Here is a 22,366-nt window from a genome sequence, read left to right as displayed (position 1 = left end):
CCGCCTGTGGCGGAGCCGCGCGAGCGATCCCTACCTCCGAAGCGGCAAGCCATCCCATGAAGATCGTCCTGTTCGCCAATACCGATTGGTATCTCTACAACTTCCGGCGCTCGCTGGCGCTATCGCTGCATAAGGCCGGCCACGAGCTGCTGCTGCTTTCTCCGCCGGGTCCGTACGGCGAGAAGCTGCGTGCGCTCGGCCTGCGCTGGGAGCCGGTGCCGATGGAGCGGCGCAGCCTGAATCCGCTGCGCGAGCTGGCGCTGCTGCGCTATCTGGCGAAGCTGCTCAAGCGCGAGCGGCCGGCGCTGGTGCATGGCTTCACCATCAAGTGCGCGGTGTACGGCTCGCTGGCCGCGCGCTTCGCCGGTGTACGGGCGCGGGTGAACGCGGTGGCCGGCATGGGCTATGTGTTCACCAGCAACGACCTGAAGGCGCGTGCGCTGCGACCGGTGGTGCGCGCGCTGCTGCGCCTGGCGCTGGACGGGGAGGGTGCGCGGCTGATCCTGCAGAACAGCGACGACGTGGCGCTGTTCGAGCGTGCGGGTCTGGTCGACTCGTCGCGCATTCGCCTGGTGCGCGGCTCGGGCGTGGATTGCTGGCGCTTCGTCAAGCGTGGCGGCGAGCGTTCCGGTGGACCGCTGCGCGTGCTGGTGGCGGCGCGCCTGCTGTGGGACAAGGGCCTGGAGGAATATGTGGCCGCCGCGCGCGAACTGCTGGGAGAGGGGCGGCGCATCGAGTTCCTGCTCGCCGGCACGCCCGATCCGGGTAACCCTGCGGCGGTGCCCGAAGAAACCGTGCGTGGCTGGGTCAACGAGGGCGTGGTGAATTGGCTGGGCCATGTGGAAGACATGCCCACCTTGCTCGGCGCGGTCGATGTGGTGGCGCTGCCCAGTTATCGCGAAGGCCTGCCCAAGACCTTGATCGAAGCAGCGGCCTGCGCGCAGCCGCTGATCACCACCGACGTGCCCGGTTGCCGCGAAGTGGTGACCGACGGCGTCGACGGTTTGCTGGTGCCGGTGCGCGACGCCAAGGCGCTGGCACATGCGATCCGCCGCCTGCACGACGATCCCGCGCTGGCGCGGCGCCTGGGCGAGGCGGCGTGGGCGAAAGCGCATGCGGAGTTCGACGAGCGCATCGTGATCCGCCGCACCGTCGATGTGTATCGCGAACTGTGCGGACCATTGGCGATGCCGGTGGAAGAGCCGGTAGCGCAGCGGCGCGTGGCCTGAGGCAGATGAATACGGCGTAGGTTGGGGTGAGCCAACGGCGAACCCCAACCATACGGTGCGTATATGCGTTGCGGTGTTGGGGTTCGCTTGCGGCTCACCCCAACCTACGGTGACTTCTTGCGCATGGATCGCAAGGAACAGGTTCATGCACGAGTAAACCTCGCGCTTGCGCGAATCCCTAAACTCGAAAGGACAGGGGGCGATGACCGCATAGCGGTCGGCTCCGAGGAAACGCCACATGCCCGACACGCCGGCAAACGTACTGGACTTCCTGCCCAAGCAAGAGCACGCGGCGATCCGTGCAGGGCATAGCAACTACGACTGCACGGCCGGTATCCAGAAGGCCATCGATGGTTCGCGCCGGGTGCTGATTCCCGTCGGCGTCTATCCGGTCAAGCAACTGAACCTGCGCTCGGGGCTGGAGCTGTACGGCGAGGGTGCGTCGAGCGAGCTGCGCTCGTTCGATAACTCGCTGGCCTCGGAATTCATGCTGGCCACCTACGTGAAGGATGGCGGCACACCGCGCGTGGCCGACAATATGCGCGATATCCATCTGCACGACCTGAAGCTCAACGGGCGCGTCGGCGAGTTCGGCTACGCGCAGTTCTACTATCTGCTGGCGGTGAACGCGACCTCCGACCTGACGGTGGAGCGGATGACCTTCTTCGGTTTTCGCGGCGACGGCATGTACGTGGGCTCGGGCACCAAGTCCAATACCGAGCGGCACAACGAGCGGGTCACCGTGCGCGACTGCATCTTCGACGGCGCGGTGAAGGACAACCGCAACGGCTTGTCGATCATCGACTGCGACGGGCTGCTGGTGGAGAACTGCACCTTCCGCAATATCGGCAATGCCAAGCTGTCGTGCTCGGTGGGCGGGATCGACTTCGAGCCGGACCACGATTTCAGCGTGTACCGCAACGTGACGATCCGTCGCTGCAACTTCATCGACATCGATACGGTGAACACCGCCGGGATCACCTTCTTCAACGGGCACCAGAAGGGCGGCAATATCGGTAACTGGCAGGTGCTCGATTGCCAGTTCCGCAACTGCTACTGGGGCATCGACAGCTCCACCCGGCCCAAGACCGCAGCGGACACGCCGGACAACCTCACCGTGCGTAACTGCCATTTCCTCAACTCGGTGCGCACCGACCTGGCGCTCAAGGGCCTGAGCGGCGCGCGCGTGATGGCTTGCATCTTCGAGCGTTCGCCGCCGGGCAACGGACCGGGCGGCGATGCGATCCGGCTGGGCGATATGGCCTCGGCACGCAGCCGCAATGCGGTGAATGCGGTGATCACCGGCAATACCTTTATCGGCATCCGGCCGCAGATGGGCGCGATCGGCGTGCTCGGGGTCAGCGGGCTGGTGGTGGCCGGCAATACCTTCAGCGATATCTACGGCACCTGTATCAACTTCTCCGAGGACGAGTCGGCCGACAGTGCGCGGCATATCGGCTCGGTGGTGATCTCGGGCAATACGGTGCGGCGTACGCGCGCGGTGGCCGCGGGCAAGCCGGTGCCGATGGCCTTCATGAGCACGGGCAAGAAACTGCAGATCAGCAAGGGCGACGTGCGGCTGGATGCGCAGTCGTTCGAGTATGACAACAAGGTGGATGCCGGCGTGCCGCGGGTGGCGAATGGAGCGGCGGTGGAGTTCGGCGGCAGGTCGCGCGATTGACGTAGGTTGGGGTGATAACCCCAACATTGCCAACTTCATGCGCGTCATTGCGTTGGGGTTCGCCTTTGGCTCACCCCAGCCTACGCCCTAGGCCCACCCGCGCAGGCGGTAGACCCACAGGCCGATGTACTCGTGCAGGGTGTGCGAGGCATCCCACAGGACTGCTCGCCGCGGTTCCCAGTCGCTGCCTGGCACGCGGACAGGAGGCAGCAGTGCGGGCGCGGGAATCACCTGGAAGCCTTGCTTCTCGAAGCTCGCCGCCGCGCGTGGCATATGTCCGGGCGAGGTCACCAGCAGGATGGTGCGAGCGCCTTCGCCGCGCAGCAGCGCGGCGGAGTTGCGGGCGTTCTCATACGTCGTGCGGCTGGTGCCTTCCTGGCGCACGGCGGTGGCAGGCACACCTTGGCGTTCCAGCATCGTCGCCATGCGCGCCGCATCGCCTTCGCCGGAAAGCAGCACGAGCGGAGCACGGCCCGCGCGGAACAGCAGATAGCCGAAACCGACACGGCTGTTGGCGACCGCATCGCCACCCTCGTCGCGCCAGCTCTCCTTCTCGTCGGCGAGCGCTTCGCCGCCGAGTACGACGATGGCATCCGCCTTGGGGTAGTCCACCGCCGGCTGCGTGACGTATTGCTCTTCCAGCCAGCGCTGCAGGCCGTGGGCGAACGCGGGTGTCGCGCACAGCAGCAGCCATAGCGGCGCCATCGCGGCGACGCCGAGGCCGAGCCGGTAGCGCCGCGCGACCAGGCACAGCAGCCCGATGGCGCCGAGCAGCCACGCCTGGGTGATGGGGTGGCTGATGCTCAGGTTGACCAGGTCGAACATGCGCTGGCGCAGGCGCGATGCCGGCGCGCTCCGCTCACTGCCCGCGCTGCTGCACCGCCTGGCTGGCGGCGATGGTGGAGCGGCGCGTGGTGCACACGATGTAGGTCAGCAGCAGGAAGCCGAACGTGCCCAGGCTGGCGAGCTGGCCGTAGTCGTGAATGAGATGGCCGATAAAGGCCAGCAGGATCGAGGCGATCACCAGCACCACCAGGGTCATGCGCGGGCTCAGGCCGGTGCGCAGCAGGATGTGGTGGATATGGCCGCGGTCCGGCTTGAACGGCGACTGGTGGTTGCGCATGCGCCGGCACATCACGGCGAGAGTGTCGAGCGCGGGCAGCGCCACGCACCACAGCACGTCGGTGGGCAGCAGGTCGGAGCCAGGGCTCTGGCTAAGGTCGATCAGCGCCCAGCCGAGCAGATAGCCGAGCACGGTGCTGCCGGCATCGCCCATGAAGATCTTCCGGCCGAACAGGCCGAGATTGGCGGCGAGGTAGGGGATCATCGCCGCGCCGAGCATGGCGATCAGAACCGTGACGCCAGGCGTGACGCCACCGTGATGGAACGCGAAGATCGAACCGATGCCCACCATGCCCATGCTGCCGGACAGGCCATCGATGCCATCCATCATGTTGAACGCGTTGAGCAGGCCGATCACCGCGATCAGGGTCACCGGGATGCCGAGCGGGCCCAGCGGAAGCTGAACGCCGTTGAGCGTGCCGAGTGAACGGATATAGACGTCTGTACTGCCAATCATCACGAACACGGCGATGGTCTGCACGATCAGCCGCGTGCGCACGCTCAGCTCGTGGCGGTCGTCCAGCGAGCCCATGATGGTGAGGCCGGCGGCGGTGGTCAGCAGCATGCGGCTGATCTGCGTGGCGTCGCCATACCACCAGGCGCCGACGAACACGCCGCAGAACATCGCCAGGCCGCCTACCAGCGGCACGCTGCCCTTGTGCTGCTTGCGGTCACTGGGGCGGTCCAGCAGCCCCAGGGGCTCGGCCAGGCGGCGCAGAACGACAATCGCCACGGCCGAGGTGAACAAGGCCGCAGCGCAGGCGAGCATCGTTCTTGTGTCGTGCATATCGTGGCTTCCTCGGGGCAATCCAGTGGGGATGGCTCGCGTCGAATGCAGCGTCACGCGTCGCCTATCTTCGCTCGCTTCTGCGTAGCGGTGATGACAGCAAGCTGATCGAGTGATGCGCAAGAGTGAAAAACTTGAGCGACATCACGATCCCGCGACGTAGATGTTCCATACGTGTTGAAGCTCTTCGCGGAGAAGGGCAACTCTAAGCGATGTAAGTGAACGTCCAGTAGATTTTTCTCAAGCTGGGTTGGTGTTGGTTCAGTCATGCACGCACGAACGACGCTAAAGTCCAGTCGCTTCACTCTCCGCATCTCCGCCATCACGCGACGCACCGAAGAGGATGCTCATGAAACTTTTTACCGCTTCCATCGCAGTGACCACCGCGCTGCTCCTGACCAGCACCGCTTTCGCGCAGAACGCGCAGAACGCCCAGCAGCAGCCGACCACCGTGAATCAACTCATCGACCAGCAGCAGGCCAAGCCGGCGACACCGGCGCAGCTGATCTCGCCCAAGAGCGCCAAGGGCGCCGCGCACGGCAGCATGAAGGCCAACCATGCCGGTCCCGGCGCGGCGGCCGCAGCGGCCGTTGCAGGCACCGGTGGCACGGGTACGGGCGGCACCGGTACCGGTGGCACCGGCACCACGGGCACGACCGGCTCGCATTGATAGGTTCTTAACGACGCGTTCGCAGAAGCGAACGCGTCGCGCGGCCTGCAGTCCACGCGACATACAGGCCGGGCACGTCTCACGTCATCGGTAGGGGGCCGACGATCCAAGTTCGCCGCAGCGGCGGCGTTCGCGATAATCGAAGGGCTCTACGGATGAACAAGCGACGGGCATTGTTGTTGGCATGTGCCGCCCTGACCCTGCACGGCTGTTTCTGGGCTCCGGGCCAGCACATGAGCGTGACCGACTTCTCACGCCACGGCTCGATCGATGCGGCTCGCTATCAGCTGGTGCCGATCACGCCGAAATTGCTGGCGATGGATAAAGCATCCAATCCGCTGGCCACCCTTCCCGACGAGTTGAGCAGCTATCAGCCGGAGCCCTACCGCATCGGCATCGGCGACTCGCTCTACATCACGGTATGGGATCACCCCGAACTGACCTCGCCCGCGGGCTCGCAGCAGCTGCCCAGCGCGAACGGCCGCGTGGTGCGCGCCGACGGCACGCTGTTCTATCCCTATGTCGGCGTGATCAAGGCGTCCGGCAAGACGGTGGAAGAATTGCGCGTGGAGATCTCGCAGCGCCTGGCCAAGTACGTGCAGGAGCCGCAGGTCGACATGAGCGTGATCAGCTACGGCGCGCAGCGCATCACCATGCGCGGCGCGTTCGTGAAGACCGATCCGCTGCCGGTGACGGTGACCCCGCTGAGCCTGGCGCAGGCAGTGGGCACGGCACAGATCAATACCGACCAGGCCGATCTCTCCGGCCTGGTGTTGTCGCGCGACGGACGCGAATATCACCTGGATCTCGACGCGCTCGCGCGCAATCACCAGCTGGGCGATGTGTGGCTCAAGCCCGGCGACCAGATCTTCCTTCCCTATGCGGATCGCAAGGAGGTCTATGTGGTGGGCGAGGTCACGCGTCCGGCGGCGTTCCCGTTCAAGACCAGCGACATGAGCCTGTCGCAGGTGCTGGGCAAGGCCGGCGGATTGAACGAGACCACCTCCAAGGGCAATGCGGTGTATGTGATCCGCGGCGTGGAGGACATGGAGAAGTCGCCCGCCACGATCTACCAGCTCGACGCGAAATCGCCGGCGGCATTCGCGCTGGCTGCGCAGTTCTCCGTGCACCCCGGCGACGTGGTGTTCGTGGGACCTGCGGGCGTGACGCGCTGGAACCGTTTCCTCTCGCAGCTGCTGCCGCTGTCCGGCATCGTGACCAACGCAGCTTCGGCTAAGAACAACCTCACCAATTGAGGTACGCGCGCATGACGAGCTTCCCGTGGCGAGCTTCGCTCCGCCTCGCGGCCCTGGCTGCTGCGAGTTGGGCGCTGGCTGGCTGCACTGACGTATCGCTGGGAAGCGTGGATACGATCCGCCAGGCCGTCGGCGGCGGCACCGCGGTGCATCCCACTGCAGCTTCGGTGGCGGCCGAGCCGTACTACCAGCTGCTGGTCGATGCGCCGGGCGGCGAGGCGGTGCTGCTGCTGGCCAGCGTGCAGGGCGACCTGCAGGGCTGGTATGGGCAGGATGGACAGGCGGTGTTTCTGCGCCACGGTGTGTTGATCCGGACCGTGGGGCTGGAAGCGAATCTCGATCATGTCGCGTTCGATGGCGGCGATCCGTTCGCCGCCGGCTTGCAGCACGTGCAGGCGCAGGTCGAGTACCGGCGCGTGCTGGACTGGTCGCCGGGTTATCGCTACGGCATTGCGGCGACGGCGCAGCTCGAACCGAAGGGCATCGAGAACGTGGAGATCCTCGGCCAGATGCATCGGCTGCGCCGCTACGACGAACGCGTGCGCGCCGACGGCGCCCACTTCGACGTGACCAATCGCTACTGGGTCGATCCCGCCGACGGCTTTATCTGGAAGAGCCGGCAGCATGTCGCGCCAGGCCAGGCGCTGGAACTGATCCAGCTGCGCCCTTATCGCGAGGCCCGAACGTGAGGCTCGTCCGCCCGCTCGGATGGCTGCTGTGCATGACGCTCATTGGCGTTGCCTGGCCGATTCACGCGATGGCGGTATCCGTCAGCGTTTCCGGAGAAGTCGGGCGGCCCGGCGTGCAGTCGCTGCAAGGCAATGCGCGGCTGGCCGATGCAGCTACCGCGGCGCAGATCAAGCCCGAAGCCTATGTGCTCGGCGCGAGCTGGACGCAGCAGTCGAAGCAGTTCGAGCAGAAACGGCTGCAGGTGGGCTTGCTGTACGAGCTGGGCGCCGTTGCCGATCAGGCCCGGCGCGAAGGCAATGCGCCGCTGGCGGCGTTGAGCACGAAGTTGCGGCAGTGGCTGCAGGCGATGCCGGTGACCGGACGCCGCGTGGCGAACACGCTCGATCCCGGCGCGCTGGCCGCGAACGACGCGGACAACCTGCCGCTGGACGACGCCGACACGCTGAGCTATCCGCGCCGCCCCTCGACGGTGCGCGTGGTGGGCGCGGTGCAGAAGTCCTGCGAGCTGCCGCACGTGGCCTTGCAGGGAGCGCGCAAGTACGTGAAAGCCTGCGCCACGCAGATGGCCGATCGCGATTTTCTGTATGTGATCCAGCCGGACGGCCAGGTGTTCGAGCTCGGCATCGCCCTGTGGAACGAAAGCCCGCCGATGGTGCTGGCGCCCGGCGCGATCGTGTATGTGCCGCTCGACCAGCGCCTCGTCGCCGGCGCGGCCGACAAGGTGTTCAATCGCGAGATGGCGGATTTCATCGCCACCCAACCGCTGGATGGCGGGGTGCTGCCATGATCGCGCGCCTGACCTGGCGCAGCGGCTGCGTGGTGCTGCCGGCGAGCCTGCTGCTGTCGCAGTGCATCGTCGGCGCGCTGCATGCGCAGTCGGCGCCTGGCTATACGCGCAACGACTACGGCGAAGTCGGCCTGATCCAGACGCCGACCGCGCGCATGGCCGACGAGGGCGACCTGGCCTTCACCGCGTCGCGCACCTACCCGTACACGCACTACAACTTGTCGCTGCAGCCGCTGCCGTGGATCGAAGGCACCTTCCGCTACTCGTCGGTGAGCAACCGCTTGTATGGCTCGGTGGCCTTGAGCGGACACCAGAGCTACAAAGACAAATCGATCGACCTGAAGCTGCGCCTGTGGGACGAGACCCGCTGGTGGCCCGCGGTGGCGGTGGGCGGACGCGACATCGGCGGTACCGGTCTGTTCGGCAGCGAGTACGTGGTGGCGAGCAAGCGCTTCGGACCGCTCGACGTCACCGCCGGCCTGGCCTGGGGCAACATGGGCGCGCGCGGCGACATCAAGAGCCCGTTCGGCTGGGTGTGGAGCGGTTTCGACAATCGCGCGGGCAATACCAACCAGCAGGGCGGCGAGTTCAATACGCTGCGCTACTTCCGCGGACCGGCCGCCGTGATCGGCGGCATCGAGTACCAGACGCCGCTGGACAAGCTGCGCCTGAAGGTCGAGCTGGACGGCAACAACTACAAGCACGAGGGCCTGGGCAACAAGTTCAAGCAGCGCTCGCCGATCAATGTCGCGGCGATGTACCGGGTCAATGACAATGTGGATGTCTCGCTCGGTTTCGAGCGTGGCGACAAGGTCATGGCCACGCTCACGCTGCACACGAACCTGGCCAGGCATCTGGAGCCGCGCAAGACCGACGACCCGGCGCCCGAGCCGGTGCGCGGAGTGGCCACGACGCCGGAGCCGGCGGAGGGCGCCGCCGCGATCGTGCGCAAGCCGCCGGGCCAGCTGGATTGGGATGAGCTGAGCAAGGCGCTGGGCCGGAACGCCGGCATCGACGTCAGCAGCATCGGCCTGCGCGGTTCCGAGCTGGTGGTGCATGGCGAGCCGCGCGCGTATTTCTACCCGAGCCGCACGCTGGGCCGTGCCGCGCGCATCCTCGACAACCGCGTGGACCAGAGCATCGACTGGTTCACCGTGGCCGACGAGAACTACGGCATGCCGCTGGCGGAGCAGAGCATCCACCGCCCGCGCTTTATCGATGCGCTCGATCACCGCATCGGCATGCAGGAGCTGCGCCGCAGCGCCGAGCAGAATCCGCCGGCGCAGCAGGAAGAGCAGACGCTCTACATCAAACCGCCCAAGCACTTCGATGGCGGCGTATCGCTCGGCTACCAGCAGAGCCTGGGCGGACCGAATGCGTTCGTGCTGTACCAGTTCACCGCCAATGGCAACGCGACCTACCGCTTCTCGCGCAACCTGTGGTGGGACGGCGTGGTCAGCGTCAACCTGCTCAACAACTACGACAAGTTCACCTACACCGCGCCCAGCCTGCTGCCGCGCGTGCGCACCAATATCCGCGAATACCTGACTACGTCCGACGTGACGATGCCGAACTTCCAGCTCACTGGCACCAAGGTGCTGGCGCCGGATCTGTTCGGCATGGCTTACGGCGGCATGCTCGAATCGATGTATGCCGGCGTGGGCGGCGAGGTGCTGTATCGCCCATACGGTGAGCGCTGGGCCTTCGGCGTCGATCTGAACTGGGTGCGCCAGCGCGGCTTCCGCCAGGACTTTGCACTGCGCGGCTACAAGACCGTGACCGGCAATGCCACGGTGTATCTCAACACCGGCTTCCATGACGTCACCCTTGCCGCCAGCGTCGGCCGCTATCTGGCCAAGGATTACGGCGTCACCCTGGATGTATCGCGCGAGTTCGACAACGGCGTGCGCATGGGTGCCTACGCCACGATCACCAACAAGTCCGGTACGCAGACGGGCGAGGGCAGTTTCGACAAGGGCATTTATTTCTCGATCCCGTTCGACCTGCTGCTGCCGCATTCCAGCCGCTCCCGCGCCAGTTTCATGTGGGAGCCGCTGCTGCGCGATGGCGGTGCGCGGTTGTATCGACGCTATAACCTCTACGACATGACCAGCGATCGTGATCCGGATCTATTCGAAAAGAACCTGGAGAAAGCCCTGGACTGACGGGCATGGATGCAAGGCGCCGCCGCGTGGTTTACTGGGCGGCCCTTTCATCCAGGAGATCCGCATGTCCACAGTTACGCTCAAAGGCAATCCGGTCCAGGTCGATGGCCGCTTTCCCAAGCTTGGTGACAAGGCGCCGGCGTTTACGCTGGTGGCGAAGGACCTGTCCAACGTGGCGCTGTCGTCGTTCGCCGGCAAGCGCAAGGTGCTGAATATCTTTCCCAGTATCGACACGCCGACCTGCGCGACGTCGGTGCGCCGCTTCAACGAACAGGCTGCCGGGCTGAAGGATGCCGTGGTGCTGTGCATCTCGGCCGACCTGCCGTTCGCGCAGGCGCGCTTCTGCGGCGCGGAGGGGCTGGATAACGTGGTGACGCTGTCGACGCTGCGTGGCGCGGAATTCCTGCGCGACTATGGCGTGGCGCTCGCTTCCGGTCCGTTGGCCGGGCTGGCGGCGCGCGCGGTGGTGGTGCTGGACCAGAACGACAAGGTGCTGCATGCGGAGCTGGTGGGGGAGATTGCGCATGAGCCGGATTACGAGGCGGCGTTGAAGGTGCTCTGACGTACGCAACCCGTAGGTTGGGGTGAGCCGCAGGCGAACCCCAACGATGCGAGGCGTTTCGATTCCGTGGTGTTGGGGTTCGCCTGCGGCTCACCCCAACCTACGCCGATCGTTTATTGATTGACGATGGGAATGCCGAGCGGTTTCGCCCCTCGGCGTTCGTGCAGTCCCAGCCCCATGCGCAAGCTGCTGCCGATGCGTTCGGCATATCCGATCATCCGCATCGCCGCCGCTTCCTCGAACAACTCCCGCACGGTCTCCCGCCACAGTTCTAGCCAGCGGTCGAAATGCTCGCCGCGGATCGGCTGCTGCCGGTGCACCGACATCGGCGAGCCGCGATAACTCTGCGTACCCAGCGCCACCGACGACCAGAACGAGACCAGCGTGCGCAGGTGCTGGTCCCAGTCGTGCACGGCGGCGTTGAAGATCGGGCCCAGCGCGGGATCGGCGCGGACTTTGTCGTAGAAGCGCTCGACCAGGAGGGCGAGGCTGCTTTCGTCGATGGAGGCTGAGCGTTCCATGGCGTCCATCATAGGGCGCGGTGCCGGCGAGGGCCGTGCGGCAAGTCGACGCAAAGAAAAAGCCGGGCGATGCCCGGCTTTTTCGGTCCAGCCAGCGACTGCCGCTTACTTCGCGGCCATCAGCGCCTTGGTCATGTCGAGCATGCGGTTGGAGAAACCCCACTCGTTGTCGTACCAGCTCAGCACCTTCACCAGGGTGCCTTCCATTACGCGCGTCTGGGTCGCGTCGTAGGTGGAAGAAGCCGGGTTGTGGTTGAAGTCCACCGACACCAGCGGCTGGGTGTTCACCGCCAGGATGCCCTTGAGCTTGCCGTTGGCGGCTTCGTTGATGATGGCGTCGATCTCTTCGTGGCTGGTCGCGCGCTTGGCGACGAAGCACAGGTCCACCACCGACACGTTGATGGTCGGCACGCGCATGGCGAAGCCGTCCAGCTTGCCGTTGAGTTCCGGCAGCACCAGGCCGACTGCGGCGGCGGCGCCGGTCTTGGTCGGGATCTGGCTCATGGTGGCCGAACGGGCGCGGCGCAGGTCCTTGTGGAAGACGTCGGTCAGGACCTGGTCGTTGGTGTAGGCGTGGATGGTGGTCATCAGGCCGTGCACGATGCCGATCTTCTCGTGCAGCACCTTGGCCAGCGGCGCCAGGCAGTTGGTGGTGCAAGATGCGTTGGAGATGACCTGGTGCGCGGCGGTGAGCGTGTCGTCGTTGACGCCGAACACGAAGGTGCCGTCGACGTCCTTCTCGCCCGGGGCGGAGATGATCACCTTCTTGGCACCGGCGGCGATGTGCGCGCCGGCCTTGGCCTTGGAGGTGAACAGGCCGGTGCACTCCAGCACCACGTCGACGCCGAGCTCGCCCCAGGGCAGCTTGGCCGGGTCGCGCTCGGCGCAGACCTTGATGCGGTCGCCGTTGACGATCAGGTCGCCGCCGTCCACCGACACGGTGCCCGGGAAACGGCCGTGGGCGGTGTCGTACTGGGTCAGGTGGGCGTTGGTCTCGGCGTCGCCGAGGTCGTTGATCGCGACGATCTGGAACTCGTTGGTGCGACCGGACTCGTACAGCGCGCGCAATACATTGCGGCCAATGCGACCGTAACCGTTGATGGCGACCTTGATGGCCATGGGACAGCGTCCTCCGGAGATGATGGCGGGGCAGCGGCGACCGGACCCGGCCGCCAAAGAACCCTAATGTTAGCTGGAAAGCAGGGCCATCTCATCCGGCACGGTTCATAGGGCGTGCATGTGGGGTAGGCTCGCGGGCCTTATCTGCGGATGCGGTACACAGGGGCCGGGCCATGAGCGACGAACAGCAGACCATCGAGATCAGCCTGGAACAGATGTCCGGCTACGAATTCCGCGTGCGTTTCGACGACACCGCCGCGCCGGACCTGCTGACCGACGAGCTGCCGCCGCTGGGCACCGGCGCCGGCCCCAATCCCACCCGGATGCTGGCGGTATCGGTGGCCAACTGCCTGGCCGCCAGCCTGCTGTTCGCCCTGCGCAAGTACAAGAACGATCCCGGCCAGCTCGCCGCCAAGGCTCGCGCCACGCTGGCGCGCAACGAGCAGGGGCGCTGGCGCGTGGCGCGCATCGCGGTGGACCTGGACCTGGGCCAGGCCGAGGCGGACCTGGCGCACGTGGACCGGGCGCTGGCGCAGTTCGAGGAGTTCTGCACGGTGACGCAGAGCGTGCGGCAGGGCATCGCCGTCGACGTAAGCGTGCGCGATGCCGCGGGCACGCTGCTGCACAAAGCCGCCACTGGCTGAGGCGGGCACCCGTTAAGACGTTTCCCCGGGTCGGACGCGGCGCCGACTTTTTTCGATGTCCCCATTAATCAAATCAAGTTGAATTACATGTCCACTTCCCGACGTTTCCTCGCCGGCCTCCTGGCCGCGCTCGCCGTTGCACCCGCCGTCCACGCCTGGGGACGCCAGGGCCACGCCATCGTGGCCGAGCTGGCGCAGCGGCGCCTGAGTCCGGCCGCCGAGGCCGAGGTCGAGCGCCTGCTGGCGCCGGAAAACACCAAGTCGCTGGCCGATATCGCCAGCTGGGCCGACGAACTGCGCAGCGACGACACGCGCGTCGACCTGGCCAAGGCCACCAGCAAGCTGCACTACATCAACTTCCGCGCGGACGACTGCGTGTACGTGCCGCCGCGCGATTGCACGGACGGGCAGTGCGTGGTCGGTGGCCTCGATCGCTACGTCGCCGTACTGGCCGACCGCAAGCAGCCGGATGCGGCTCGCCTGGAAGCGCTGAAGTTCGTGGTGCATTTCGTCGGCGACGTGCACCAGCCACTGCACGCCGGCAATCGCGACGACAAGGGCGGCAATGCCTACCAGGTGCAGTTCCAGGGCAAGGGTACGAACCTGCACAGCGTGTGGGATTCCGGCCTGCTCGGCACGCATGGCAAGGAGTGGCGCGCCTATGCGCAGGAGCTGGACGCGCGTCCGGCCGAAACCATGTCGGCGCCGATCGCGCCGCAGGACAACGTGTATGCCCAGTGGGCCGAGCAGTCCTGCGCGGCAAGCCGCGAGATCTATCCCGACGGGCACCAGATCGACGACGCCTACGTGGCCGCCGAGCTGCCGTTGGCCGAGCGCCAGTTGCGCGTGGCGGGGGTGCGGCTGGCCGAGGTGTTGAATCGCGCCTTGGCGCAGTGATTGGTTTTTTTGCTGCGATGCGGGATGAATTTTTGTGGCGCATCGCGGGTATTCGAAGGGCTCTGGCGAGTGCCTGGATGGGGCGCCTGGGTGCTCGGGTGAACGGGTTCGCGACGAGCTTCGTGGCGAACCTCCCGCCAGCCATCTGGACGTCCATACGGCATACCAGTTAGTTGGCTGAGGACTCATGTGGTCTCTGGTCGGTGATACCACTTTAGACAGTGGTAGACCGGTGCCGACCGGTCCCCAGGGGTGCGCCAAGGGGCCGTGAAAAAGGCTCGCGGCACCCCTCTGGCGCAACGAGGCAGTTCTGTTAGCCTCGAATGATGACCAATGAAACTCCGCTGCGCCGCACCAAGATCGTCGCCACCCTCGGCCCCGCCACCGACGTGCCCGGGATGCTCGAGAAAATTCTCGCCGAGGGCGTCAACGTCGTCCGGCTCAACCTGTCGCACGGCCAGCCCGACGACCATCGCGCCCGCGCCAATGCGGTCCGCGTGGCCGCCGAAAAGCTGGGCCTTGAAGTAGGTGTGCTGGCCGACCTGCAAGGTCCCAAGATCCGTATCGAGAAATTCGCCAACGGCCCGATCGAACTGAAGGTGGGCGACGACTTCGTGCTGGACTGCAGCCCTGGCGCGCCGGCGGGTGACAACACTCGGGTAGGCGTGAGCTATCACGACCTGCCCAAGGACGTCGTCGCCGACGACGTGCTGCTGCTGGACGACGGCCTGGTGGCGCTGACGGTGGAAAGCGTGGTTGGCGCCGAAGTGCGCTGCCGCGTGCTGGTGGCCGGACGCCTGTCCGACCGCAAGGGCCTCAATCGCCAGGGCGGCGGCTTGTCGGTGTCGGCGCTGTCGGACAAGGACAAGGCGGATATCAAACTCGCCGCCGAAATCGGCGCGGATTTCCTGGCGGTGTCGTTCGTGCGTTCCGCCGCCGACATGGAACTGGCGCGGCGCCTGCTGGAAGAAGCCGGCGGCAAGGCCTCGCTGGTGGCCAAGATCGAGCGCGCGGATGCGATTCCGGTGCTGGGCGAAATCATCGACGCGTCCGACGTGGTGATGGTGGCGCGCGGCGACCTGGGCGTGGAGATCGGCGATGCCGAGCTGCCGGGCCTGCAGAAAAAGATCATCCGCGAATCGGTACAGCGCAATCGCGCAGTGATCACCGCCACGCAGATGCTGCAGTCGATGGTGCGTTCGCCGATCCCGACCCGCGCCGAAGTGCTGGACGTGGCCAATGCGGTGATCGACGGCACCGATGCGGTGATGCTGTCCGAGGAATCGGCTGCCGGTGCGCATCCGGACAAGGCGGTCGCGGCGCTGCGCCGCATCTGTCTCGGCGCCGAGCGCCAGTTCGAGCCGAAGGAAGATCTCGCCACGGCGGGCCATCGCCTGGACCGCACCGATCAGGCCATTGCGCTGGCGGCGATGCTGTTGGCCAGCCAGGTCGGCGTGCGTGCGCTGGTGGCCTTGACCGAATCGGGCGCCACCGCGCAGTGGCTGTCGCGCTATCGCAGCGCGGTGCCGATCTATGCGCTGTCGCCGTTCGCCGATGCGCGCCGCCGCATGCTGATGCTGCGCGACGTGCAGCCGGTGGAGTTCACCCATGCCAGCTCGCAGACCACCGCGGCCTCGGCGCGCGAAGCGGTGCGCCTGTTGTTCAGCCAGGGCAAGCTGGCCGAAGGCGACCGCTTGGTGATGACGCATGGCGACCATATCGGTCGCGGCGGCGGCACCAATACCTTGAAGCTGCTTTCGGTCGGCGCCGACGGCGTGGTGGAGAGCCTGCAGGATCTCTGAGCGCCGGCGCGGCATGCACCGCCGCGCAGCGCCAGGGCTACACTGCCTGCCACACCCCCGTCCCCAAGGAGTCGGCTCCATGAACACGATGCTTCGTTCCCTGTCGCTGGCTGCCGCGACGGCGCTGGCGCTGGCCGCCGCCATGCCGGCGCTGGCCCAGTCGCAGGCGCGCAGGGTCGGCCCCGAGCAGCTTTCCACGTATTGGATTTTGCTCAACTACCGTTCCGTGCAGGCCGACGTGCCCAACAGCGGGCAGAACCTCGACAAGCCCGGCTGCGTGGCGGTGACGTACGAGATCGGCACCGACGGCAAGCCGCAGGAAGCGGCCATCAAGCAGGTGGTGCCCAGGAGCGATCTGGGTTCGGCCGCGCTCAGTGTGGTCAAGCGCTTCGAGTACGGCCCCTCGCTCCACAACGGCAGCAAGAAGGAACCCGTGTCGACCTACTACGTGGTGGGCTTCAACCTGCCCGAGGACAAGGCCGCGGCGAAGAAGATCACCGACGCCTGCCAACTGCCCGGCTACGACCAGGCCTAAAAACGGCTTTTCGCCCCGCTGCGAAGCCCCTGCGGCCCTGCCTCCACCGGAGGCGGGGCTTTCCGCTTTGCCGATCCGGCTATACTCGCGCTCTTTAGACTTGGCCGCCCGGCGACGGGATGGTCTCCATATCAACGCGGCCAAGGGCCGTCCCCGCGTTCCACGGAGTCGTCATGAGCATCGAAGATCTTGAAAGCATCGCCCTGGCGATGGTCGCGCCCGGCAAGGGCATCATCGCCATCGATGAGTCGACCAACACCATCAAGAAGCGTTTCGAAGCGGTCGGCATCGAGAACAGCGAAGAGAACCGCCGCGCCTACCGCGAGCTGCTGCTCACCACGCCCGGCCTGAGCGAGCACATCTCCGGCGCCATCCTCTATGACGAAACCCTGCGCCAGTCCACCAAGGACGGCGTGCCCTTCACCGAGGTGATGAAGAAGAACGGCATCATCCCCGGCATCAAGGTGGACAAGGGTCCGGTCGCGCTGGCCGGCTTCCCCGGCGACGTGGTGACCGAGGGCCTGGACGGCCTGCGCGAGCGCCTGCAGGAATACGCCCGGCTCGGCGCCCAGTTCTGCAAGTGGCGCGCGGTGATCAACATCACCGAGGACAACCCCAGCTCCACCGCGATCGAGGCCAACTGCCACGCGCTGGCGCGCTACGCCGCGCTGTGCCAGGAAGCGGGCATGGTGCCGATGGTCGAGCCGGAAGTGATCATGGACGGCGACCACAGCATCGAAGTCAGCTACGAAGTGCACGAAGCCGTGCTGCGCAGCCTGTTCAACGCGCTGTACGAGCAGAACGTGCTGCTCGAAGGTTCCATCCTGAAGGTCAGCATGGTGATCCCGGGCAAGGACGCGGAAGAGCAGGCCAGCGTCGAGGAAGTCGCCGAGGCCACCGTGCGCGTGCTGAAGACCACCGTGCCGGCCACCCTGCCGGGCATCGTGTTCCTGTCCGGCGGCCAGACCGACGAGCAGTCGACCGCGCACCTCAACGCGATGAACCGCATGGGCCCGCACCCGTGGCCGCTGTCGTTCTCCTACGGCCGCGCCATGCAGCAGGCCGCGCTGAAGCTGTGGGCCAAGGACATGAAGGCCAACTACGGCGACGCGCAGAAGACCGTGCACGCCCGCGCCAAGGACAATGGCCTGGCTGCGCAGGGTCAGTGGAACGGCTGAGTTTTCGCGCCGTCCCGATAAGAAAAAAGGCGCCCCAGGGCGCCTTTTTTCATGCCCCGGACAAGCGAAGAGGGCGCCTTCCGGCGCCCTCCCGCTGTCACGCTCGCCGGTCCGTAGACCTGCGACTTGCCTTACTCAGAAGCGGTATTCCGCGCTCACCGACACCATGTCGGTGCTCAGGTCCACCTTGTTCTTCTTGGCGTCGAAGTAGTCGTAGTTCAGGCCGACGCTCATGTTGTTGCTGAAGTTGTAGCCAAAGCCCGCGCCGGCATACCAGCTGGTGTCGTCCAGGCTCTTGCGGACCGGGTTCACGTCGTTGCTCAGGCCGTGGCCCTTCCAGCTGTACACGCCGGCGCGCGCGCCGACATACCAGTTCTGGTCGATGTTGAAGCGGCCGTTCACGCCGGCGGTCCAGCCGTGCAGCTGGGTCTTGCCCTTGTCCACCACCGGGTTGCTGTTGAACAGGTTCTTCGGGTGGATGTTGCCCAGGTCGTTGTAGCCAACCTCGGCGCCCAGCGCGAAGTTCGGGGCCAGCGACCAGCGGTAGCCGCCGTTGAGGGCGTAGCCGGTGTCGTGGTCGTCGTACGGGCCCTTGTTGATCGAAGTGCGGCCCACATTGCCGTTGACGAACCAGCCGCCGTTGTCAGACGACGCGTTCTGCGCGAAAGCGGGAACGGCCATCAGGCCGGCGGTGGCGAAAGCGAGGGCGAGCAGCGTCTTCTTCATGGAGAGTCTCCTGTTATGGAAGAACGGTGGCGGCCGTTGGGGGAAGGGCCGGGCACCGCGTGGCCGAGGGGTCTCGGCTTCACAAGAGTTAGATGGGAACCGGCCGGAAAAGATTCAATACCGATGAGTTCAGTATTAAGCCAAAGTTAAGATTTATGGCAGAGCTCGGGCAGATTTAACTTATTGATAAGAAAAGAAAACGGGCGCCAGGGGCGCCCGTTCTCAACCCGGCTTGCTGTGTGCCCAGATATCAGAAGCGGTATTCGCCGCTCAGCGACACGATGCCGGTGGAGCGCTTCAGGCCTTGGCTGACCTCGCCGGTGCTGGTGCTCTTGATCTTGCCGGCGTTGGCGTGGAAGTAGTCGTAGTTCACGCCCACGCTGACCTGCTCGGTGATGTCCCAGCCGGTGCCGACGCCGCCGTACCAGCTGCCGCGGCCGGAGCGGCCACCGCTGGTCAGGCCGAGGTCCTGGCCCAGGCTGTTGTTGTAGTTGTTGCCGTTGTCATTGGCGCGGAAGTAGCCGCCGTGGGCGCTGATGTACCACTGCGGCAGCAAGTTGATGCGGCCGTTCACGCCGAGCAGCCAGCCGCGCAGGGCATTGCTGGTGCTGCGCTGGTTGACGTCCTGCGAATTGAAGACGTTCTTGACCCGGTAGTTGCCCAGGTCCGCGTAGCCGGCCTCAAGGCCCAGGCCCAGATCCTGGCCGGCCTTCCAGCGATAGCCGCCGAGCACGCCGTAACCGGTGCGACGGCCCTTTTCGCCCTTGAGGAAATTGAAACCGCTGCCGTTGCCGCTGCCGAAGCCGCCGTTGTCGCCGCCATTGGTGCGGCCGACGTTGGCGCCGATGAACCAGTTACCGCTGCCGACCGGCTGGCTGGGCAGGTAGTTGCCGCCCGCCGGGGCGGTCGAGGGGGTGGAGCTGCTGTCCTGAGCCAGGACGGGTGCGCCGATGAGGCTGGCACTGGTGAAAGCGAGGGCAAGTAGGGACTTTTTCATGGGAATACTCCTCTTTTCCTTATAGGGAGCGATCGCCGGCCGGAAGGGGGAGGGGGTGGCCTGCGATCGCACATGGCCTTGCCAGCCATGCCCCGGATTAGAGCGGCCCGGGACTGAAGGGTTTCCGTACTGCGACCGCACAAATTAAGGCCGAGTTAAGTCCGTTGGAACGGGGTGAAGCGGGCGACAGCCCTGCATGGATCGGCGACAATCACGGTTTTTCGCCGCCGCCTTCCCTCCGGAGACTCCCCGATGACCACCCGCCGCGAACTCGCCAACGCCGTCCGCGCCCTCGCCATGGACGCCGTGGAGGCCGCCAAGTCCGGCCACCCCGGCATGCCCATGGGCATGGCCGACCTTGCCGAGGTGTTGTGGAACGACTTCCTGCGCCACAACCCGGTCAATCCGAAGTGGTTCAACCGCGACCGTTTCGTGCTCTCCAATGGCCACGGTTCGATGCTGCAGTACGCGCTGCTGCACCTGACCGGCTACGACCTGCCGATGGCCGAGCTCAAGCGCTTCCGCCAGCTGCATTCGAAGACCGCCGGCCATCCGGAAGCCAGCGAAACCCCCGGCGTCGAAACCACCACCGGCCCGCTGGGCCAGGGCCTGGCCAATGCGGTGGGTTTTGCGCTGGCCGAGAAGGTGCTGGCCGCGCACTTCAACCGTCCGGGCCACGAGATCGTCGACCACCGCACCTTCGTGTTCCTCGGCGACGGCTGCCTGATGGAAGGCATCTCGCATGAAGTGGCCTCGCTCGCCGGCACCTGGGGCCTGGGCAAGCTGGTCGCGGTGTACGACGACAACGGCATTTCCATCGACGGCGAAGTGCATGGCTGGTTCACCGACGACACCCCGAAGCGCTTCGAAGCCTACGGCTGGAACGTGATCCGCCACGTCGACGGCCATAACGCCGACGACATCAAGCGCGCCATCGCGCAGGCCGTGGCGCAGTCCGACAAGCCCACGCTGATCTGCGCCAAGACCATCATCGGCTTCGGCGCCCCGCACAAGCAGGGCAAGGAAGAGAGCCACGGCGCGCCGCTGGGCAAGGACGAAATCGCCGCCGCGCGCGAGCAGCTCGGCTGGCATTACGCGCCGTTCGAGATTCCGGCCGAGATCTACGCCGGCTGGGATCACAAGGCCGCCGGCGCCGAGCGCGAGAAGGTGTGGAACGCCGCGTTCGACGCCTACGCCGCCGCACATCCGGAACTCGCCGTCGAGTTCAAGCGCCGCCTCGCCGGCGAACTGCCGGCCGACTGGGCCGAGAAGTCGAGCGCCTACGTCGCCAAGCTGCAGCTGGAAGGTCCGGAAGTGGCCAGCCGCAAGGCTTCGCAGATGGCGCTGGACGCGTTCGGCCCGCTGCTGCCGGAACTGATCGGCGGCTCCGCCGACCTGGCAGGTTCCAACCTCACCAAATGGAAGGGCAGCCTCGATGCCGGCAACGGCAACAGCGCCGACGGCAAGGGCAACTACGTGTATTACGGCGTGCGCGAATTCGGCATGACCGCCATTGCCAATGGCCTGGCCCTGCATGGCGGTTTCATTCCGTACGACGCCACCTTCCTGGTGTTCTCCGACTACGCTCGCAATGCGGTGCGCATGAGCGCGCTGATCCCGGCGCACGCCATCCACGTCTACACCCACGACTCGATCGGCCTGGGCGAGGACGGCCCGACCCATCAGCCGGTCGAGCACATGGCCACCCTGCGCTACATCCCGAACAACCAGCTGTGGCGTCCCTGCGACGCGGTGGAATCGGCGGTGTCGTGGAAGCTGGCGATCGAGCGCAAGGGTGCGCCGTCGTGCCTGGTGTTCTCGCGCCAGAACCTCAAGCACCAGCAGCGCAGCGCGCAGCAGGTGGCTGAAATCGCGCGCGGCGGCTATGTGCTGTCCGATCCGCAAGACACGAAGTTCAAGGCGATCCTGATCGCCACCGGCTCGGAAGTGGAGTTGGCGATGGAAGCGGCGCGGACGCTGGCGCAGCAGGACATCGCCGTGCGCGTGGTGTCGATGCCGTGCACCGAACTGTTCGACGAGCAGCCGCTGGAATACCGCGAAGGCGTGCTGCCCGGCTGGTGCCGTGCGCGCGTGGCGGTGGAAGCGGCGACCGCCGACTTCTGGCGCAAGTACGTGGGCCTGGATGGCGAAGTGGTCGGCATGACCACGTTCGGCGCTTCCGCGCCGGCGAGCCAGCTGTTCGAGCATTTCGGTTTCACCGTGGCGCACGTGGTGGACGCGGTGAAGCGCACGATCCGCTGACGCATCGATACACCCGGAAGGCTTGGGTCTTCCCGGTGAGCGATAAAAAAAACGCCGCATCTCTGCGGCGTTTTTTATGCCCGCTGCGGCAGCGTCATGCCACCAGCAAGTCGCCTAGTTGTGCCGGATCGTTTACCAGCACGTGCGCGCCCGCCTGCTCCAGTTCTTCCTGGCTGCCGAAACCCCATAGCACGCCGATGCCGCGCACGTGGTTGGCCACCGCGCCGTCGATATCGAAATGGCGGTCGCCGATCATCACCGTCTGCTCCGGGTCCGCGCCGAAATCCGCCAGCGCCGCGGCGATCATCGACGCCTTCTCGCTATGCGGGCTGCTCGGGTCCGGGCCGTACAGCCGCACAAACGCATCGGCGAACGGAAACGATTCGACGATCGGCGTCGCATGCCGCTGCGGCTTGCTGGTGACGATCGCCAGCTCATGGCCGGCGTCGCGCAGGCGCTGGATCATCGCCTCGATGCCCGGATACACCGTGTGCTCGCGCCAGCCGATCGCGTGGAAGCGCTGGTGGTAATGCTCGACTGCCGCTTCGACCAGCGCCGGATCGTGGTCGAGCAGCGGCGCGAAGCTATACCGCAGCGGCGGGCCGATCCAGTGGCGCAGTTGTTCCGGCGCCGGCACGCCCAATTGCTCGAAGGCGTGCCGCACGCAGCTGACGATGCCCAGTTCCGAATCGATCAGGGTGCCGTCGAGGTCGAACAGGCAAAGCATGCGCGAATC

21 protein-coding genes are annotated in these 22,366 nt (G+C 66.1%); 14 read left to right on the top strand and 7 right to left on the bottom strand.

Features of this window, described 5'->3' with window-relative positions; genetic code table 11:
- Positions 1–56: 56 nt before the first annotated feature.
- Positions 57–1,229, top strand: coding sequence for a glycosyltransferase family 4 protein (locus AB4083_RS20710; protein WP_441610402.1), 1,173 nt, complete (start codon positions 57–59; stop codon positions 1,227–1,229).
- Between the two features lie 238 nt (positions 1,230–1,467).
- A complete protein-coding gene (locus AB4083_RS20705; protein WP_441610401.1) occupies positions 1,468–2,910 on the top strand; it encodes a right-handed parallel beta-helix repeat-containing protein in 1,443 nt (480 codons plus the stop codon).
- Positions 2,911–2,997: 87 nt separating this feature from the next.
- Here the strand turns inward: AB4083_RS20705 and AB4083_RS20700 are convergent, their stop codons facing one another.
- On the bottom strand, positions 2,998–3,735 hold the full coding sequence (locus tag AB4083_RS20700; RefSeq protein WP_441610400.1) for a YdcF family protein: 738 nt from the start codon (positions 3,733–3,735) through the stop codon (positions 2,998–3,000).
- 34 nt (positions 3,736–3,769) lie between these two features.
- On the bottom strand, positions 3,770–4,819 hold the full coding sequence (locus tag AB4083_RS20695) for an undecaprenyl/decaprenyl-phosphate alpha-N-acetylglucosaminyl 1-phosphate transferase (RefSeq protein WP_441610399.1): 1,050 nt from the start codon (positions 4,817–4,819) through the stop codon (positions 3,770–3,772).
- Between the two features lie 349 nt (positions 4,820–5,168).
- Here AB4083_RS20695 and AB4083_RS20690 point away from each other — a divergent pair, with 349 nt between their 5' ends.
- The 6 genes from AB4083_RS20690 (at position 5,169) to tpx (ending at position 10,949) form a co-directional block, all read left to right on the top strand.
- Complete coding sequence (locus AB4083_RS20690; protein ID WP_441610398.1) at positions 5,169–5,489, top strand: hypothetical protein; 321 nt, start codon at positions 5,169–5,171, stop codon at positions 5,487–5,489.
- Between the two features lie 233 nt (positions 5,490–5,722).
- Positions 5,723–6,745: a polysaccharide biosynthesis/export family protein gene (locus AB4083_RS20685; RefSeq protein WP_441610397.1), complete on the top strand. Its 1,023-nt coding sequence runs from the start codon at positions 5,723–5,725 to the stop codon at positions 6,743–6,745.
- A gap of 107 nt (positions 6,746–6,852) precedes the next feature.
- Positions 6,853–7,434: a YjbF family lipoprotein gene (locus AB4083_RS20680; RefSeq protein WP_441610396.1), complete on the top strand. Its 582-nt coding sequence runs from the start codon at positions 6,853–6,855 to the stop codon at positions 7,432–7,434.
- 32 nt (positions 7,435–7,466) lie between these two features.
- Positions 7,467–8,222 carry a capsule biosynthesis GfcC family protein gene (locus tag AB4083_RS20675; protein ID WP_441610395.1) on the top strand — a complete coding sequence of 252 codons (756 nt, stop codon included), beginning with the start codon at positions 7,467–7,469 and terminating at the stop codon, positions 8,220–8,222.
- Positions 8,219–10,387, top strand: a complete 2,169-nt coding sequence (locus AB4083_RS20670) for a YjbH domain-containing protein (RefSeq protein ID WP_441610394.1) — start codon at positions 8,219–8,221, stop codon at positions 10,385–10,387. Before AB4083_RS20675 ends, AB4083_RS20670 begins: the two co-directional genes overlap by 4 nt.
- Before the next feature lie 64 nt (positions 10,388–10,451).
- A complete protein-coding gene (tpx, locus tag AB4083_RS20665) occupies positions 10,452–10,949 on the top strand; it encodes a thiol peroxidase (protein WP_441610393.1) in 498 nt (165 codons plus the stop codon).
- Positions 10,950–11,062: 113 nt separating this feature from the next.
- Here the strand turns inward: tpx and AB4083_RS20660 are convergent, their stop codons facing one another.
- Together AB4083_RS20660 and gap are read right to left on the bottom strand one after the other, a co-directional pair.
- The gene (locus AB4083_RS20660) at positions 11,063–11,470 is read right to left on the bottom strand and encodes a group III truncated hemoglobin (RefSeq protein ID WP_441610392.1); all 408 of its coding nucleotides are present in this window, start codon (positions 11,468–11,470) and stop codon (positions 11,063–11,065) included.
- A gap of 105 nt (positions 11,471–11,575) precedes the next feature.
- Positions 11,576–12,589: a type I glyceraldehyde-3-phosphate dehydrogenase gene (gene gap, locus AB4083_RS20655; RefSeq protein WP_441610391.1), complete on the bottom strand. Its 1,014-nt coding sequence runs from the start codon at positions 12,587–12,589 to the stop codon at positions 11,576–11,578.
- A 173-nt stretch (positions 12,590–12,762) separates the two neighbouring features.
- Between gap and AB4083_RS20650 the strand changes: the two genes are divergently transcribed.
- The 5 genes from AB4083_RS20650 (at position 12,763) to AB4083_RS20630 (ending at position 17,645) form a co-directional block, all read left to right on the top strand.
- The gene (locus AB4083_RS20650; protein WP_441610390.1) at positions 12,763–13,233 is read left to right on the top strand and encodes an OsmC family protein; all 471 of its coding nucleotides are present in this window, start codon (positions 12,763–12,765) and stop codon (positions 13,231–13,233) included.
- A gap of 87 nt (positions 13,234–13,320) precedes the next feature.
- Positions 13,321–14,130 carry a S1/P1 nuclease gene (locus AB4083_RS20645; protein WP_441610389.1) on the top strand — a complete coding sequence of 270 codons (810 nt, stop codon included), beginning with the start codon at positions 13,321–13,323 and terminating at the stop codon, positions 14,128–14,130.
- A gap of 326 nt (positions 14,131–14,456) precedes the next feature.
- Positions 14,457–15,932, top strand: coding sequence for a pyruvate kinase (gene pyk / locus AB4083_RS20640; protein WP_441610388.1), 1,476 nt, complete (start codon positions 14,457–14,459; stop codon positions 15,930–15,932).
- Positions 15,933–16,011: 79 nt separating this feature from the next.
- The gene (locus AB4083_RS20635) at positions 16,012–16,467 is read left to right on the top strand and encodes an energy transducer TonB (RefSeq protein ID WP_441610387.1); all 456 of its coding nucleotides are present in this window, start codon (positions 16,012–16,014) and stop codon (positions 16,465–16,467) included.
- Between the two features lie 173 nt (positions 16,468–16,640).
- Positions 16,641–17,645: a class I fructose-bisphosphate aldolase gene (locus AB4083_RS20630; RefSeq protein ID WP_441610386.1), complete on the top strand. Its 1,005-nt coding sequence runs from the start codon at positions 16,641–16,643 to the stop codon at positions 17,643–17,645.
- Between the two features lie 135 nt (positions 17,646–17,780).
- On the opposite strand, the gene AB4083_RS20625 is transcribed toward AB4083_RS20630, so the two are convergent.
- Together AB4083_RS20625 and AB4083_RS20620 are read right to left on the bottom strand one after the other, a co-directional pair.
- Positions 17,781–18,371: a porin family protein gene (locus AB4083_RS20625; RefSeq protein WP_441610385.1), complete on the bottom strand. Its 591-nt coding sequence runs from the start codon at positions 18,369–18,371 to the stop codon at positions 17,781–17,783.
- A gap of 250 nt (positions 18,372–18,621) precedes the next feature.
- A complete protein-coding gene (locus tag AB4083_RS20620; RefSeq protein ID WP_441610384.1) occupies positions 18,622–19,368 on the bottom strand; it encodes an outer membrane protein in 747 nt (248 codons plus the stop codon).
- 252 nt (positions 19,369–19,620) lie between these two features.
- On the opposite strand from AB4083_RS20620, the gene tkt reads away from it, so the two are divergent.
- Positions 19,621–21,630: a transketolase gene (tkt, locus tag AB4083_RS20615; protein WP_441610383.1), complete on the top strand. Its 2,010-nt coding sequence runs from the start codon at positions 19,621–19,623 to the stop codon at positions 21,628–21,630.
- A 94-nt stretch (positions 21,631–21,724) separates the two neighbouring features.
- Here the strand turns inward: tkt and AB4083_RS20610 are convergent, their stop codons facing one another.
- Entirely contained in the window at positions 21,725–22,357 is a 633-nt protein-coding gene (locus AB4083_RS20610) for an HAD hydrolase-like protein (protein ID WP_441610382.1), read from the bottom strand.
- Positions 22,358–22,366: the final 9 nt, after the last annotated feature.

The organism is Dyella sp. 2RAB6 (genome assembly GCF_052115385.1).
Taxonomy (GTDB): Bacteria; Pseudomonadota; Gammaproteobacteria; order Xanthomonadales; family Rhodanobacteraceae; genus Dyella_D.
This window is presented reverse-complemented; position numbering and strand designations above follow the sequence as displayed.